Source organism: Segatella intestinalis (assembly GCF_029348455.1).
Taxonomy (GTDB): domain Bacteria; phylum Bacteroidota; class Bacteroidia; order Bacteroidales; family Bacteroidaceae; genus Prevotella.
On the sequence record NZ_JARJVV010000024.1, the window covers coordinates 20636 to 37912 of the forward strand.

Annotated in this window: 13 protein-coding genes; 4 read left to right on the forward strand and 9 right to left on the reverse strand. The window is 49.8% G+C overall.

The window, feature by feature from the left end:
- Positions 1-92 precede the first annotated feature (92 nt).
- Together P3T48_RS13460 and P3T48_RS13465 are read right to left on the reverse strand one after the other, a co-directional pair.
- Entirely contained in the window at positions 93-917 is an 825-nt protein-coding gene (locus tag P3T48_RS13460) for a zinc ribbon domain-containing protein (RefSeq protein ID WP_022251886.1), read from the reverse strand.
- 81 nt (positions 918-998) lie between these two features.
- Complete coding sequence (locus P3T48_RS13465) at positions 999-1796, reverse strand: Nif3-like dinuclear metal center hexameric protein (RefSeq protein ID WP_022251887.1); 798 nt, start codon at positions 1794-1796, stop codon at positions 999-1001.
- Between the two features lie 228 nt (positions 1797-2024).
- Between P3T48_RS13465 and P3T48_RS13470 the strand changes: the two genes are divergently transcribed.
- Genes P3T48_RS13470 through P3T48_RS13480 form a run of 3 tightly spaced genes read left to right on the forward strand, consistent with a single transcriptional unit; the run spans position 2025 to position 4934 of the window.
- Positions 2025-3125: an agmatine deiminase family protein gene (locus P3T48_RS13470; protein ID WP_158463256.1), complete on the forward strand. Its 1101-nt coding sequence runs from the start codon at positions 2025-2027 to the stop codon at positions 3123-3125.
- Complete coding sequence (locus P3T48_RS13475) at positions 3122-3997, forward strand: carbon-nitrogen hydrolase (protein WP_217757017.1); 876 nt, start codon at positions 3122-3124, stop codon at positions 3995-3997. The genes P3T48_RS13470 and P3T48_RS13475 overlap by 4 nt, the downstream gene beginning before the upstream one ends.
- A 25-nt stretch (positions 3998-4022) precedes the next feature.
- The gene (locus tag P3T48_RS13480) at positions 4023-4934 is read left to right on the forward strand and encodes an AEC family transporter (protein WP_276507027.1); all 912 of its coding nucleotides are present in this window, start codon (positions 4023-4025) and stop codon (positions 4932-4934) included.
- A 220-nt stretch (positions 4935-5154) separates the two neighbouring features.
- Here P3T48_RS13480 and P3T48_RS13485 read toward each other — a convergent pair whose 3' ends face one another.
- The 7 genes from P3T48_RS13485 to abc-f all read right to left on the reverse strand — a co-directional run bounded on the left by P3T48_RS13485 (position 5155) and on the right by abc-f (position 14714).
- The gene (locus tag P3T48_RS13485; protein WP_276507028.1) at positions 5155-6501 is read right to left on the reverse strand and encodes a citrate/2-methylcitrate synthase; all 1347 of its coding nucleotides are present in this window, start codon (positions 6499-6501) and stop codon (positions 5155-5157) included.
- Between the two features lie 45 nt (positions 6502-6546).
- On the reverse strand, positions 6547-8805 hold the full coding sequence (locus tag P3T48_RS13490; RefSeq protein ID WP_276507029.1) for an aconitate hydratase: 2259 nt from the start codon (positions 8803-8805) through the stop codon (positions 6547-6549).
- A 156-nt stretch (positions 8806-8961) separates the two neighbouring features.
- The gene (locus tag P3T48_RS13495; RefSeq protein WP_276507030.1) at positions 8962-9804 is read right to left on the reverse strand and encodes an N-acetylmuramoyl-L-alanine amidase-like domain-containing protein; all 843 of its coding nucleotides are present in this window, start codon (positions 9802-9804) and stop codon (positions 8962-8964) included.
- Between the two features lie 33 nt (positions 9805-9837).
- Positions 9838-11013, reverse strand: a complete 1176-nt coding sequence (locus tag P3T48_RS13500) for a DUF4421 domain-containing protein (RefSeq protein WP_276507031.1) — start codon at positions 11011-11013, stop codon at positions 9838-9840.
- 86 nt (positions 11014-11099) lie between these two features.
- Positions 11100-12083, reverse strand: a complete 984-nt coding sequence (locus P3T48_RS13505) for a Gfo/Idh/MocA family protein (RefSeq protein WP_276507034.1) — start codon at positions 12081-12083, stop codon at positions 11100-11102.
- 149 nt (positions 12084-12232) lie between these two features.
- Entirely contained in the window at positions 12233-12841 is a 609-nt protein-coding gene (gene yihA, locus P3T48_RS13510) for a ribosome biogenesis GTP-binding protein YihA/YsxC (RefSeq protein WP_158463262.1), read from the reverse strand.
- A gap of 61 nt (positions 12842-12902) precedes the next feature.
- Entirely contained in the window at positions 12903-14714 is a 1812-nt protein-coding gene (abc-f, locus tag P3T48_RS13515; protein ID WP_276507032.1) for a ribosomal protection-like ABC-F family protein, read from the reverse strand.
- 152 nt (positions 14715-14866) lie between these two features.
- Here abc-f and rho point away from each other — a divergent pair, with 152 nt between their 5' ends.
- Positions 14867-16921, forward strand: coding sequence for a transcription termination factor Rho (gene rho, locus P3T48_RS13520; RefSeq protein ID WP_276507033.1), 2055 nt, complete (start codon positions 14867-14869; stop codon positions 16919-16921).
- Positions 16922-17277 lie beyond the last annotated feature (356 nt).

Here is a 17277-nt window from a genome sequence, read left to right on the forward strand (position 1 = left end):
AGACTGCGATATTGTTGCATGAATAAAGGGTGTTTCATCAGCCATGCTTAATGAATGGCAGGACGAAACACCCTTATTCTTAGTTTGCTATATTAATCAGCATCCTCTGTCTTCTTCTTGCGAATAGAACGCTTGCGCTTTGGCTTCTCCTCTTCTGGAGCGCTGATCTTAATACCAGCCAACTCTGGGTCGATGAGAATACGGCCACAATACTCACAAGGAATGATCTTCTTGTGCATCTTGATGTCAAGCTGGCGCTGAGGAGGAATCTTGTTGAAGCAACCACCACAGGCATCACGCTGTACATATACGATACCCAGACCGTTGCGGGCACCCTTGCGGATACGCTTGAAGCTGGCAAGCAGACGAGGTTCGATCTTCTTCTCCAAGTCGAGCGCCTTCTCCTTCAGACGCTCTTCCTCATCACGCGTTTCCGACATGATGTCGTCGAGCTCAGAACGCTTCTCTACCAAACCTTTCTCGCGGTCGGCCTTGTGCTCTTGTGTGTAAGCCAAGTCAGCCTGTCTCTCCTGAATCTTCTGCTGACCCTCACGAATCTTCTTCTCGCAAAGTTCGATTTCCAACTGCTGGAACTCGATTTCCTTGCTCAAAGTATCATATTCACGGTTGTTGCTTACAGTGTCGAGCTGTGACTGATAGCGCTTCAAGCTTGCCTGTGCCTCCTGGATCTCGCCGTTCTTCTGGCTTACAGCCTTCTGGAACTGCTCAATCTCGTGCTGTATCTTCTCGATACGAGTGTTAAGACCAGCAATCTCGTCTTCCAAGTCCTGAACTTCGAGAGGAAGCTCGCCTCTCAATGCGCGGTTCTCGTCGATACCCGACAAGGTAGTCTGCAGCTGGAAGAGGGTTTTCAATTTCTCTTCTACTGTCAAATCTGTAGGATCTTTCTTTGCCATTATATTATAAATTATATGTGTTTAATGTATATTGCTTTCCTGCAACTTCTATAGACTGAGTCCGTATTGTTGTTCAACTTTCTAAAGATAAATGATCGGGTTGGTGTTGATTTCAGAGATCAAGCACTTTACTCCCGGACATTTCTCCTCGATGATACTCTTGAAGATTTCGCTGGTAAACTGCTCGCTCTGGTAATGACCGATGACGCAGATCTGAATCTCCTGCTCATGACCGAAGTATTCATGATAGTGCATTTCGCCTGTGATAAAGGCATCAGCACCAGCCTGTATGGCAGCGTCAAGAAGAAACGAGCCTGCACCACCGCAGAGAGCCACGCGCCTGATAGGACGACGAAGCAACTGATTACATTGCACACTCTCTACTGCGAACTTGTCGCGCAGCAAGAGCACCAGGTCATCGGCAGCCCACCCCTCTGTTTCGGGCACTTCGCCTATCACTCCTTCGCCACCTTTCACGCCATCCACTTCTTTCTCGCCTGCAAAGAATTTCAGGTTCTTCAGCCCCAATTTCTCTGCTATCTTAAAGTTGACTCCACCCGTAGCCGCATCCATATTGGTATGCATGCTCACGATGGCAATGTCGTTCTTGATGGCTTTACGCACAGTGCGCTGCACATAGTTCTCGTCCGATATTCTTGCCAGTTTGCGAAATATCAGCGGATGGTGGCTAACGATGAGGTTGCACCCCTTTTCTATCGCTTCTTCCACCACTTGCTCAGTAACGTCAAGACACAATAATGCCCCTGATACTTCCACCGTCTCTGTCAATCCAACTTGCAGGCCGGCATTATCATATCCTTCCTGCAAGGGCAGAGGCGCGTACTGTTCAAGGGCATCTACTACCTTATTTATTTTCATTTGGTTGCAAAGTTAACGATTTCTTCGCAAATATGAAGCGCTCCCCCTTAGAGTTTAACTAATTTTATGAATATCCATAGAAGAATTCATATAAAACCTCGCATTTTAGTAAAAAAAAGGAGGAAAAGAGAGTCTTATTATAGAATTTTTCGTAATTTTGCAAATGATTGTCGATTATCGGCAACACCTGATCATAAAAATAGTAAGAACAAAATAAATCTAAAGCCTATGTATCAGTCATACCCTTGCGATTATTCGCTACCGGCAGAATGGTCACCTCAGAGCGGAATCATGCTTACATGGCCTCATGGAGGTACCGACTGGAAACCTTATCTGCGTCAGATTACCGACACCTATCTGGAACTGTCAGAAATCATCACACGCTATGAGCAGTTGCTTATTGCCACGCCCATTGTTGAGAGTACCCGGCGAATGCTGGCAAGCCGTCTGTCGAAAGAACAGATGGATCGAGTACATCTTTATGATATTGATTCCAATGATACCTGGGCACGTGATCATGGCCCTATCACCTTGGTTTCCAAGAACAGTCACAACGGCCTAATCGTTCCTATTCATCTGCTCGACTTCCGATTCAACGGATGGGGCGAGAAGTTTGCCTGGCAAAAGGACAATGCCATCAACCTGCAGCTCTACTATCAAGGAGCCTTTCAGGCTGCTCTTGAGAACCATACAGGTTTTGTCCTCGAAGGTGGAAGCATAGAGAGCGATGGAAAGGGAACCATCTTTACCACAAGCCAATGCCTGCTGGCGCCTCACCGCAACCAGCCTTTCACCCGGGTGGATATAGAGAAACAATTGCTCAACTTTTTTCATGCCAAGCGCATAGTTTGGCTCGATCATGGCAATTTGGTTGGCGACGACACCGATGGACACATCGACACCATTGTGCGAGTAGCGCCTCACGACACCTTGCTTTATGTGGGTTGCGATGATGCCTCAGATGAGCAGTATGCTGACTTTCAGGCTTTGGAGAAGCAACTTAAGAGTGTTCTTACCTACGAGGGTTACCCCTATCGCCTGCTTCGCCTGCCTATGCCCGACCCTATCTACGACGATGGCGACAGACTGCCGGCTACTTACGCCAACTTCCTGATTATCAATGGTGCTGTGATTTACCCCACATACAATCAGCCAGAGAAGGATGAGGAAGCACGCCGACAGATACAGTTAGCCTTCCCAGACAGGGAGATTATAGGAGTCGACTCGCGCACCATTATCCGTCAGCATGGCAGCATCCATTGTCTCACCATGCAACTGCCAGAAGGAACCATCAGGGAGACAAAATACAATAATATTCAATACAGATGAAAATAGGAATACTACAGCAGCACAATACAGCCGATGTGGCTGACAACAAAACACGCCTGGCACAGGGCATCATAGACTTAGCTCACCGTGGAGCTGAACTGATAGTTCTGCAAGAGCTACACAACTCGCTCTATTTCTGCCAGATAGAGACAGTAGACAACTTCGATTTGGCAGAGCCTGTTCCTGGTCCATCCACCGACTTCTACGGCAAGTTGGCCAAGGACTTGAATGTCGTCATAGTGACATCTCTCTTCGAGCGTCGTGCACCCGGACTCTATCACAACACTGCAGTTGTCATAGAGCGTGATGGCAGCATCGCCGGCAAATACCGCAAGATGCACATTCCCGATGATCCAGCCTACTATGAGAAGTTCTATTTCACTCCAGGCGACCTGGGTTTTCAGCCCATACAGACTTCAGTGGGTAAATTGGGTGTATTGGTTTGCTGGGACCAGTGGTACCCTGAAGCAGCCCGCCTGATGGCTCTTCAGGGTGCCGAACTCCTGATCTATCCTACAGCCATCGGCTATGCCAAGTATGATACAGAGGACGAACAGCAGCGCCAGCGCGAGGCTTGGACCACAGTGATGCGAGGTCATGCCGTGGCCAATGGTCTGCCGGTAGTAGCTGTCAACCGCGTAGGCTTCGAGCCCGACCCAAGTGAGCAGACTGGAGGCATTCAGTTCTGGGGCAGCAGTTTCGTGGCTGGTCCGCAGGGCGAGCTCTATTACAGGGCAAGCGACAACGAGGAAGAAAGCCTTGTGGTAGATGTTGACCTCAAGCACAGCGAGGACGTTAGGCGCTGGTGGCCTTTCCTTCGCGACCGTCGCATCGATCATTACGGCAATATCACTCGCCGTTTCATCGACTAAAACACAATCATTAATTTTCAGGATAATGCAGAATTTAGAAGTAATGGTGATGCTTTTCACCATGGTTATATTGGGTTACACCGCCTGTAAGTTGGGGTATATGGGCGACAAGTTCGACAAAAAGCTGTCTTCCATCGTTGTAGACATCACTTGTCCGCTCTTGGTGCTCTCGTCGGTTATGGGCGACGAAATGCCCGACCGCTCGTTGATTCTTCCTCTTGTAGGTGTGGGATTCCTCACCTACATCATTTTGTTGGTGTTTGGTTTCTGGGTTCCCCGATTCATATCCAGGAATCATGACGACCAGGGCATGATAGGTTTTTCCCTGATGTTTGCCAACGTGGGGTTCATCGGTTATCCTATAGTGGCGAGCATCTTTGGTCCGAAGGCTGTCTTCTATGCAGCCTTGCTCAATGTGCCCAATACCTTCTTTATCTTTACTGCGGGTGTGATGCTTGTCAAGGGTGAATACAGCATCCGTCAGTTCAATCCGAAAGTATTGCTCAGTCCGGCTCTCATAGGCGCCTTCATCGCAGCCTTATTGGTAGCTTTTGGCGTGCATACTCCCGAGATGATAGCCCGTCCGATTACGATGGTGGGTAACATTACTGTGCCCGCAGCACTGATGATTATAGGCAGTTCGATGGCACGTCTTCCACTTCGCGAGATTATAGGTTCCGGCAAGGTTTATGCCACCTCCTTCCTCCGACTGGTGATAGTGCCTCTGTCCGTGTATTTTCTGTTCCGTCTATGCGGAGTCAACACGCTCATCAACAACATCAACACGGTAGTAATAGCCATGCCAGTGGCATCTTTCGGCACAATGTTCTGTATGAAGTACGGCAGAAATCCCTCACTCATGACCGAAGCGACATTCATCACGACCCTGTTCTCCATCATCACAATTCCTCTCTTCACCCTGCTTTTTGGAGCATAGAATGAGAGGTTCCCTCCTTCTCTCCTGCCCTTCGCTTGAATGTTTGTCTATGCTTCGCTTATAGAAATTTCTGCTTCGGTTATAGAAAGTTCAGCTTCGGTTATAGAAATTTCTGTTTCCCAAGTCGAAAGTTCTGTTTCGGTTATAGAAAGTTCTGCTTCGGTTATAGGCTGACTATATAAAAAGGTGTGTCATAATCTTATGACACACCTTTTTTGGTTTATCGTTCGTCGAGCGGAGTGTATTCCAACTCACCCAAAATATTCTTATAAGCAGGACGGATGATGCGACGGCCTTCAAAGTTGAGCTCCTCGATACGGTGGGCTGTCCAACCCACAATACGGGCCATGGCGAATATTGGTGTATAGATCTCCTGTGGCAAACCTATCATCTCATAGATGAATCCGCTGTAGAAGTCGAGGTTGGCACAAGCAGGTTTGCTGCCTCCACGATGCTCCTGCAGGCACTTGATACCCTCCTGCTCTATGAGCTTCAGAAATTCATACTCGTCCTCTCTTCCCTTCTCCTTGGCCAATTCGCCAGCCAAACGTTTCAGCTCTACGGCACGAGGATCGCTCAATGTGTAGACCGCATGACCGATACCATAGATAAGACCAGTCTTGTCGTAAGCCTCCTTGTTGAGCATACGGGTGAGATAAACATCCAGTTCCTTCACGTTCTTCCAGTCTCTGATCTGCTCTTTCAGGTGATGGAACATATTGATCACCTTGATGTTGGCACCACCATGAAGCGGACCTTTCAAGCTGCCGATACCGGCGGCAATAGAGCTGTAAGTATCTGTGCGGGTGGAAGAAGTGACACGCACGGTAAAGGTAGAGTTGTTACCACCACCATGCTCTGCCTGGATGATGAGCAGCAGGTCGAGCATTCGTGCATCAAGCTCCGAATAGTTCTCGTGCTTCATCATATAGAGAAAGTTCTCTGCGATGGAGAGGTTCTCGCGAGGATGACGGATATGCAGACTGCGGCCCTGTACCGAGTGGCGGTAGATGTTGTAGGCATAGGCGATAATGGTTGGGAACTTGGCTATCAACTCTATGCTCTGACGCATCAGGTTGTCGCGGCTGATGTCATCAGGATTAGGATCGAATGTGTACATCTCGAGCACGCATCGCGCCAGTATGTTCATGATGTTGCTGCCCTCCAATTCGATAATGTGCGTGATGGTGCGGTGGTCGAGTGGCATGTTGTCGTTGAGCAGTTCCTTAAAAGCTTCCAACTCCTCCTTGTCAGGCAACTGACCTGAAAGCAACAGGAAAGCCACTTCCTCGAAACCGAAGCGCTTCTCCTTCAGCAGAGGACTCACCAGGTCGTCGAGTTCATAGCCACGGTAATAGAGCTTACCCTCTGTAGGTGTCAGCTTTCCGTCTGCATCTCGCTCGTAACCCACTACATTACCAATATTGGTCAAACCGACGAGAACACCCGAGCCATCGTCATTTCGAAGACCACGCTTCACATTGAACTTAGTGAAAGCTTCCTTGTCAATCTTGCATGAGTTTTTTACCTCATCGCTCAGTTTATATATTAAATATTCCTTGTTCATTTTTATTGATGTTTAATGGGTAATGTTTAGTGTAATCGCAAAACACTATTTCTTTGCCGCAAAATTCAAAGCCGAACCTGCCTTGAACCAAGCTATCTGCGTATCGTTGTAGGTATGTTCTACCAGGAAACTGTCCTCGCTGCCATCCTGATGCTTCAGAGTTACCGTCAGCTTGCTGCCTGGGGCAAACTCCTTCAGACCGGTGAGCGAAATACGGTCGTCTTCCTGTACCTTATTATAATCATCCTTGTTGCAGAATGTAAGCGCCAGCATACCCTGCTTCTTCAGGTTGGTTTCGTGAATGCGGGCGTAGCTCTTGGCGAGAATCACCTTCACATTGAGGAAGCGAGGCTCCATGGCTGCATGTTCACGCGAAGAACCCTCGCCATAGTTGTCTTCTGCTACCACGATGCTGCTGATACCCTGTGCCTTATAAGCCTTGGCTGCGGTGGAAACCTCCACGTACTTGCCGTCCAACTGGTTTTTCACCTTGTTGCTCTCACCGTTGAAGGCGTTGACGGCTCCCATCAGGAGGTTGTCGGAGATGTTCTGCAGATGACCGCGGAACTTCAGCCAGGGACCAGCCATAGAGATATGGTCGGTGGTACACTTACCTTCAGTCTTGATGAGCAACGGCATATCGGTCAGATCCTTTCCGTCCCAGGCTGCAAATGGAGCCAGCTTCTGCAAGCGGTTGCTGTCTGGTGAGATCACCACCTCCACATTAGCGTTGTCTGCGCTTGGTGCGATGAATCCCTTGTCCTCTACGGCAAATCCCTTAGGAGGGAATGTGTAGCCTGTTGGGGCATCCAGTTTCACGCTGTTGCCTTCCTTGTCCAACAAGGTGTCTGTGGCAGGATTGAAGTCCAGTCTGCCGGCAATGGTCAGCGCCACTGTCAGCTCTGGGCTGCCGATGAAGGCGTAAGTATTGGGGTTGCCGTCAGCACGGCGGCGGAAGTTTCTGTTGAATGAAGTGACGATGGCGTTCTTACGTGTATTGTCGTCAGTATGACGCTTCCATTGTCCGATGCAAGGACCGCAGGCGTTGGTCATAATCAAGGCACCGATCTTCTTGAAGTCGTCGAGGATGCCGTCGCGCTCTGCCGTGTAACGAATCTGCTCCGAACCTGGATTGATAATCAGCTGTCCTTTCACTTCGATGCCTTTCTCGTAAGCCTGGCGTGCCACACTGGCTGCACGTGCAAGATCCTGATAGGATGAGTTGGTGCAACTGCCTACCAGTCCAACCTCTACCACCATGGGATAATCGTTGGCAGGGCCCTTCGCCTTCATGTGCGAGATAGGTGTGGCGGCATCGGGAGTAAACGGACCATTGAGGTGTGGTTCCACCTTGGAAAGGTCGATCTCTACTATCTGGTCGTAGAAAGCCGAAGGATTAGCCATCACCTCATCATCAGCGCGGAGTTCTGCCGCATTCTGCTGGGCGAGAACAGCAATCTCCTCACGGCCCGTCTTGCGCAGGTATTCGTCGGCGTTCTCGTCGAAGGGGAAGATGGAGCAAGTGGCTCCCAGTTCTGCTCCCATATTACAGATGGTGGCCTTGCCTGTGGTCGAGATGCTGTCGAGACCTTCGCCGAAGTATTCAAGGATGGCATTTGTGCCGCCCTTGACGGTCAGAATGCCGAGAATTTCGAGGATCACGTCTTTAGGAGTTGCCCATCCAGAGAGTTTGCCCTTAAGATGAACACCAATAAGACGAGGCATCTTGAGTTCCCATGGCTGTCCGGTCAGCACGTCTACCGCATCTGCACCGCCCACACCTACTGCTACCATACCGAGACCTCCGGCATTGGGCGTATGCGAGTCGGTTCCTACCATCATACCGCCAGGGAAGGCATAATTCTCGAGCACCACCTGATGGATGATTCCAGCTCCTGGACCCCAGAATCCAATATGATATTTCTGTGAGACTGACTTCAGAAAGTCGTACACCTCCTTGTTGGTCTTGCAAGCCTCAGGGAGGTCGGCAGTAGCGCCTACATCGGCACGAATCAAGTGGTCACAATGAACCGAAGCGGGTACGGCCACTTTGTCCTTACCGGCATTCATGAACTGCAAGAGAGCCATCTGGGCTGTAGCGTCCTGCATCGCCACACGATTGGGACGGAAGTCAACATACTCTATACCTCTTTTATATGGTCGCAACTGAGTGGGATCATATAGGTGAGCAAAGAGCACCTTCTCAGCATAAGTGAGAGGTCGTTTGACTGTAGCCTTGGCTTGTTTTACACTATCTGAATACGAAGCATAGAAGCTTCTCAGCATTTCAATGTCCAGTATCATCGTTATTCACTTTTAAATAAAAAATTCACTACTTTTAGAAATCTGTTTGCAAATATACTAATTAATTTGCAATTAGTCGTACAAAATGCAGAAAAATTATCATTTTGATATTATTTTTCTGCATTTATTATGATTTAGCTGTATATTTATGCTGTTTTAGCGGTCTGTTACGCGACAAACTCTTATTCCTGTCTGTACCGGATGCTTGCTCATATAAGTGCGGAGCAGCATGGGTTCGTCGATCACCCGATGATGTATGCTGCTGGCATTGAGCAGATGCAGACCGTCTGCATGCCACGACGCCAGTCCGATGTGAGTGGTGTCAAGTCCTTTCTTGTTGGTGATGATGACAATGATGTCGCCGTCGTGAATCGCCGACCTGAAGAGTTGGTTGTTCACAATCTTGTTTTTCGGGATGTATCTGTAGCTTTTACCTGTAATGCTTCGTTCCATGGCCTTGATGCCTGCCATCCATTCGGGATGAGCTGTGAGCATCTTGTAGTTGGAGGAATGTGTGCTCATCCAGTTGACAGCCACTTTCTGAACAGCTGTGAAGGGAGGATTGGGATGTATGTCGGTCACGATGCCCTTCTTCTCGTTGTCGTTGATCCACACCGTGAAATAATGCTGACGTCTGGTGTACTCCACCTTTCCACCAATATACCTCACGTGTTTTAGATGCTCGCAATATTGCGCAAAGGAGGTTTGTCCCTTCTGGGCGCATAGGGTCAGTGCTGTCACCATCTCCACATAGGTGGTGCAGTCGAGCTGGCGAGTATTGATAACCAACTGCTCTTCCTTTGTGCGATCGAGGGTTCCTGCCACATAAGGCACACCGATAAACTTTTTGCCAAACCAAAGCATCCAGCTCTTGGGCTTCTGTTTGAGCGACTTCGCCTCCTGCAGCAGGCTCACTATCTTCATACTGTCCTGACGGTTGTAAGCCGAAACGTGACAAACCAACAGGCAAGCCAACAAAAGAATCATCGTTTTTTTCATAATGCTATTCATTTTATGTATCAAAAGACGAACCTATCGTTTTCTGCCAAAGTTGACTCCCACATAGAGGTTGAGCTCTCCAAAGGAGTTGTTGGTTGAGAAACGGTCCTTCTTATAATTATAGGTATGTAGGATGGCGCTTGCACCGGCATACCAGTGGGTGTTGTTCCATACCAAGGCAAAACGGCCAATGCCGTCGAGGTTGAAGTTGCGGAAACTGAACTCACGGGTTTTCTTGTTCTCCTCGCGCTCCACATCTGCCATCGACTGGTTGTAGGCCAAAGCCATGGAAAGGGAAGCATTGAAGAGAAAGTCCTTGGCGAAGACCCAGTTGTATGCATAGCCACAACTGCCCGATACGTCGGTATACTTCACCGTACCAAAACGCAGTTTGTTGTCGATGTCGCCACCGAACTTTTCACCCATCTTGTCGACTACCACATCTTCCAGTTTCTCCCAGTCCACCTCCAGCGTATGGCGGGTGTAACCTATGCCTGCCAACCAGCTACCGGCGCTTCTTCGCTGAACAGTACTCTGCGCATAAGCTGCTGGATAAGAGAATTTTCTGTGGTTAAATATGTAGTAAAGATTAAAACCTTTTACACTCGATTTCACGCCGTCGAAGTCTACTCCTTTGACGGGCGATGTGTCTATCCCGTCGCCTAAATAGAAGCTCTTAATGTGATAGTCGTTTCCTGTCTGTCGCCAGAACAGGTCGATGCCCAGCAGACTGCTGTAAAGGCTCATCGAGAACCCCTTCTTGGGTGAGTGGGAAGAACCAAAGCCGATATTCTTCAGATCGATGGCGTAGCCTAAGAACACCCATCTCCAGCCAATATAAGGACCTAAGCGGTAGGTGATGTCGGGAGCAAACGAGATGCTCTGCCCTTCCTTGCTCGAGAGTGTGTAGCGTTCGTAGGTGTTGGTGTTCTGCAGCATCACGGTATAGTTATAATGCTGCGACTCGATATAGTTCTCGTCGGTGGTGTTGAACTCGCGGAACAGTTTGGTGAAGACATCGCCCACTCTGTGGAAAAAAGTCTTCTTGTGGCGGGCATAAGTAAGACTGTCTGAGGAATTCGGCTGGAACATCGTAGCATTGAACAAGGTTCCCAGCAAAGTGGAATCTGCCGTCTCCTCGGCACTCCAGACAGGAGAGCCGAAGCCAAGGCAGAAAACGATGAGGGTGTAAACAAACTTGTTCTTCATTGCTTTATATTTTACAGGTCGTGCTGATGCAGCAGTCTGCCGGAACTCTCAGTCGTAGGGCCTGGGCTGACTGCAGGCGACATGGTTTAGTTCTTCCACAATATGCGGTCGAGCACCCAGTTGGTAGGAGTGGCTGCCACACAAGTGCTTTCGCAGGTGCCGATTCCCTGCAGGTCTTCTATCACTGTCTTGATGATAGGCAACTGTACATACGAAGGGTTGGGCACTACGATGCTTGTCTTGCCTGCACTCGTAACAAGCAGGATGGGATCGTAGTCGAAAACCGAGAACGACAGCGACCCCTTGTCGCCAACGATCTCTATGCGGTCTTCCTTGGCACTCTCGTGTCCCACAAAGCACCAGCTTCCACTGCCGGGAATACCGCTCTCGAAGTAGAAACAAGCCGAGATGGTGTCCTCTGCTTCATACAAATGAGCACGGTTGGCGGGATAGCCGTGGGCACGGGTGATGACGCCGAAGAGACCCTGCAGGAGGTCTATCTGATGTGGAGCTAGGTCGTAGAAATAGCCACCTCCCGAAATGTCGGGCTGCAGTCGCCAGGGCATTTCCTTGCCCGAAGTATAGTCGAGGTCGCGTGGCGGCACCGAGAATCTCACCTGTACGTTGAGCACATTGCCTATGCCTCCCTGCTCCACTATCTGTTTCACCTTGCGGAAGTATGGCAGATAGCGACGATAGTAAGCCACAAAGCAGGGCACTCCCGTCTGTTCGCTCACTCGGTTGATGCGGATGCAGTCGTTATAGCTGGCAGCCAGAGGTTTCTCCACATACACCGGCTTGCCTGCCCTCATCGCCATGATGGCGAAGGTGGCGTGCGACGATGGTGGCGTAGCGATGTAAATGGCATTCACGTCGGGATCGTCTATCAACTCCTGGGCATCCGTGTACCATTTACGTATATGGTGGCGCTCGGCATAACTGCGGGCTTTGTCCTCACTACGGCTCATGACAGCCACTACCTTCGAGCCCTCCACCTCGTTGAAGGCTGGACCCGATTTCTTCTCGGTCACTTCTCCGCAACCGATAAATCCCCAATTTATCTGTTTGATGCTACCCATAATATCTTTGACTACTCTGTCTTCTCGCAACTTCATAGCTTACGAGAGTTCTATACCTTATTATATATTACTCCTTATATATTACTCCCTTTTCGCTGGATTCTGAAGTTTCTGAAGTATAACTCTTTAGTTTTACAGACTTATTCAGCCTCCTCCAAACTCTTGTTGATTTGGTCGATGTAGTCGAGCACGTCGTCGCGACCCAACTTCTTCTCGCTGCTGGTGATGAAGTAAGGAGGCAGTTCCACCCAACGGTCTTCCAGCGCGTGCATCCACTTCTCGGCATTCATGCGGGCCTTAACTGGGCCCAACTTGTCGGCCTTGGTGAAGACGATGCAGAAGGGCACGCCACTCTCGCCCAACCAGTCTACGAACTCACGGTCAATCTTCTGTTGGTCGTGGCGCACGTCGATAAGTACAAAGACGTTAGCCAACTGTGGACGCTGCAGAATATAGCTGGAAATCATCTGCTCCAACTGTTTCTGTACGGTCTTCGAACGCTTGGCGAAGCCATAGCCCGGCAAGTCGACCAGATACCACTCGTTGTTGATGATGAAATGGTTGATAAGCAGGGTCTTTCCCGGTGTGGCCGATGTCTTGGCGAGTCCCTTGTGGTTGCAGAGCATGTTGATGAGGCTCGACTTTCCCACGTTACTTCTGCCGATGAAGGCATACTCCGTCTTGTTGTCCTTAGGGCACATGCTCACACGTGGAGCAGATATGGTGAATTCTGATTTCTTTATTTCCATATTGTTGTTATTTCTATTTTTTATTCTGTTCTTTCGTTCTGCACTTTCGCTTACTCTCCCGCTACCCTTCTATCTCGGCGAGTTCGAGCCAGCGCATTTCCTTCTCGTCGATCTCGTCCTTGATTTCTGGCAGACGCTTGCTCTTCTCCGTCAGTTCCTCCACCGAGAGTTGTCCGCTGCAGAGAGCTTCCTCCAGGGTTTTCTGCTCGTTTTCGAGCTGTTCCAGTTCCTTGGTCAGCTGCTCGTACTCGCGCTTCTCCTTGTAGGTCATCTTTCTTTTGCCCTCTTTTTTCTGGGTTGCAGAAGGCTGTTCTTTGGCTGTAGGCTTAGTGGCTTTCTTCTCGGCTCCCTCGCCCTCGGTTTTGGGTTGAAGTCGGCACCATTCACGATACTGGGTATAGTTGCCAGGGAAATCCTGTATCTCGCCTTCGCCCTTGAAGACCAGCAGATGATCCACCACCTTATCCATGAAATATCGGTCGTGGCTCACCACAATCACACATCCGGCAAAGTCTTGCAGATATTCCTCCAGCACCTGCAGCGTCTGTATGTCGAGGTCGTTGGTAGGCTCGTCGAGTACCAAGAAGTTGGGGTTGCGCATCAGCACGGTACAGAGGTAGAGCTTGCGCTTCTCGCCTCCGCTCAACTTGTACACGTAGTTGTGCTGTTCCTCGGGCGTGAAGAGGAAGAACTGCAGAAACTGCGAGGCGGTCATGTGTCGGCCGCCGCCCAGGTCAATGTAGTCGGCTATCTCTGTGATGACGTCTATCACCTTCTGGTCTTCCCTGAACTTCAGACCTTCCTGCGAGAAGTAGCCGAAGCGCACCGTCTCGCCGATGTCAAACTGTCCGCTGTCAGGTTTCACCTCGCCCAGCAGCATCTTGATGAAGGTGGACTTTCCTGTTCCGTTATTACCCACGATGCCCATCTTTTCGAAGCGAGCAAAGTTGTAATAGAAGTCGCGCAAAATGACTTTCTTCTTGCCGCGGTCGTCGAAGGCCTTGCTGACATACTGGCATTCGAAAATCTTCGAGCCGATGTAAACGGTAGAAGCTTTCAACCTTACCTGTCGGTCCTCAATGCGCTGTTTTGCCGCTTTCTCAAGCTCGTAAAAGGCATCCTCTCTGTATTTCGCCTTATGTCCACGGGCTTGTGGCTGACGGCGCATCCATTCCAGTTCCCGGCGATAAAGGTTCTTCGAGTGCTGAATCTCAGCCCGAAGGTTGTCCATGCGCTCCTGTCGTTTCTCCAAGTAGTAGGCGTAGTTGCCGCGATAGGTATAGATGCCCTGATCGTCGAGCTCCAGTATCACGTTGCACACCTTGTCGAGGAAGAATCGGTCGTGGGTCACCATAAAGATGGTCTTGTTGCCCCTGTTCAGATAGCCTTCCAGCCATTCTATCATTTCCAGATCGAGATGGTTGGTAGGCTCGTCGAGCATCAGGAAGTCGGGCTCGGTAATCAGCACGTTGGCAAGCGCCACACGCTTCTGCTGTCCACCGCTCAACTGTCCCATGGGCTGCTCCAGGTTAGTGATGTGCAGCTGTGTGAGTATCTGTCGCGCCTTGAGCACCTTCTCGGGATCGTCCTTGTGGTTGAAACAGGCATCGAGTACACTCTCCTCGGGATCAAACTGGGGCGACTGTTCCAGAAAGCCCAGCTTCAAGTCACGTCGGTAGATGATAGATCCTGACTCATAGCCTTCCTTGTCCATCAGTACCGACATAAGAGTTGACTTTCCCGTGCCGTTGCGTGCAATGAGTCCCACCTTTTGTCCTTCAGCGATGGAAAACGAAATATTCTCGAAAAGAACCTGAGCACCAAATCGTTTGGTGAGGTTCTGAACATCCAAATAGGGTATCTGCGTAGCCATTTATTAATTTTTTGTGCAAAGATAAGGAAAAAATTTGGCAGAAACGAATTTTTTAATTATCTTTGCACTCGATTTCAATTCTTATAGGCGTTTCCCCACTCTTCGAAACGCTTATCATCAATCAAAACATCATATACTATTTTTATAATATAATGTATAGCATAGACGAATTAAATGCAAAAAATGTCGCTCAACTGAAAGACATTGCAAAAGAGATAGGTGCTAAAATCAAGTCTAATGACAACAAAAAGACGATTGTTTACGCCATTCTCGACACCCAGGCCGAGACGCCCGTTCTGAATGCTGCAGCTCCCAAGAGAAAGAGAGTGAGGATAGCAAAGACGGAAGACAAGGTGTACTCCGTGAAGGGCAAGGACGGTGAAAACTACGACGTGATGAAGAACCAGGTGAAAGGACCTGTGTCCACCGATACTCCTTTGTTCAAGGAACCCTTACAGCAGGATGAGCCTATAGCCGAAACCGAAGCACTTCAGCCCGCTGCCGGTCAGGATGCTCCAGAAGCCGAAGTGCCAGCCGTTACTTCTGCCGAAACAGCGCAGAGCGATGTAGAGCCAACCATGCTGAAACCTATAGCCAAGCACAGAGGACGTAAGAGCAAGGCTGAGCTTGAGGCCATTGCAGCTGCCAAGGTGGCTGCCATGAAGGAAAGAAACAAGATGCAGAGTGAACAGGAAGCCAACAGCCCTTCTGAAGACACAACCTCGGAGGATAATACGGAAAAACAAAACTCGGTTGACGATACCAACCTCATTCCCGAACAGGATTTTTCTAATGCTGCCGACAACGGCGAGAGTGACGCTGCAGCCCTGGCTGCACAGTTGCAGGCCAAGTTGAATGCTCAAAACGAGAAGGCTGGCGAACAGACTGCTGCACAGGATGCCACAGGCATTTGGGAGGGCGACCCAGGCGACGGCACCGACTTTATCCCCGTAGTCGACCTTCCTATCGAAGACCAGGCTGCCATGCCCACCTTCGACATCTTCGATCGTCCTACCACTCCTACAGCTACTGCAGCTCCTGTCCCTCAGCCAGTACAACAGAAAAAAGCAGAGTCAACATTCGACTTTACCAACATCATCACATCTAATGGTGTACTCGAGGTCATGCCCGACGGCTATGGTTTCCTGCGCAGCAGCGACTACAACTACCTCTCTTCACCCGACGATGTGTATGTGCCCAATAATGTCATCAAGCGCTATGGTCTGAAGACCGGCGACGTGGTACAATGCCGTGTGCGTCCTCCTCACGAGGGCGAGAAGTACTTCCCTATCACCGACATCGAGATGATCAACGGTAGAAAGCCATCCGAGGTGCGCGACCGCATACCTTTCGAGCATCTCACACCTCTCTTCCCCGACGAGAAGTTCACACTCTGTGGCGACCGTGCCACCACTAACCTCAGCACTCGTGTTGTCGACCTCTTCTCGCCTATCGGTAAGGGGCAGCGTGCACTCATCGTGGCTCAGCCAAAGACGGGTAAGACCATCCTGATGAAGGATATCGCCAACGCCATCGCTGCCAATCATCCCGAGGCCTACCTCATGATGTTGCTCATCGACGAGCGACCTGAGGAGGTTACCGACATGGCTCGCACCGTCAACGCAGAGGTCATCGCCTCTACCTTCGACGAGCCTGCCGAGCGTCATGTCAAGATAGCCGGAATCGTATTGGAGAAAGCCAAGCGCATGGTGGAGTGCGGTCACGATGTCGTCATCTTCCTCGACTCCATCACCCGTCTGGCTCGTGCCTACAACACCGTGGCGCCAGCCTCAGGCAAGGTTCTTACAGGTGGTGTCGACGCCAATGCTCTGCAGAAACCTAAGCGTTTCTTCGGAGCTGCCCGCAACATTGAGGGAGGCGGCTCGCTCACCATCATCGCCACTGCCCTCATCGATACAGGCAGCAAGATGGACGAGGTGATCTTCGAGGAGTTCAAGGGAACGGGCAACATGGAGCTTCAGCTCGACCGCTCTCTCAGCAACAAGCGCATCTTCCCTGCTGTCAACCTCGTGGCTTCTTCTACTCGTCGCGACGACCTGTTGCAGGACAAGACCACCCTCGACCGTATGTGGATTCTGCGTAAGTATATTTCCGACATGAATCCTGTGGAGGCGATGAACACCATCCACAAGAGCATGGAGCATACCCGCAACAACGACGAGTTCCTGCTCTCCATGAATTCGTAAGCAGAAAGACTTTTTGCAAATAACAATTATAATAAAAAAGGAGTTGTCCCCATCAGGACGACTCCTTTTTTTTTGTTTTTTTTATCTGCCATCGTGCTCGCAGATTTGGCAATGAAAAGAATAAGGTAAATTCATAAAAAACTGAAGTTTTGCCCCACACGCCCTGAAGGGGCAGAAGCTCTTAGCCCAGGGCAACGCCCTGGGTTATCATGTTCGCAAACTTGGCGCCCTGTAAGGTAGGGTGTTCAAAATTCGAATCAAAAATCCGGTATAAAAAATGGTGTTATTTCGGTGCAGCTAAGTTACTGATTTTTAACACTTTAATATACGAAATAGTTCTTTGAAAATTTGCATAA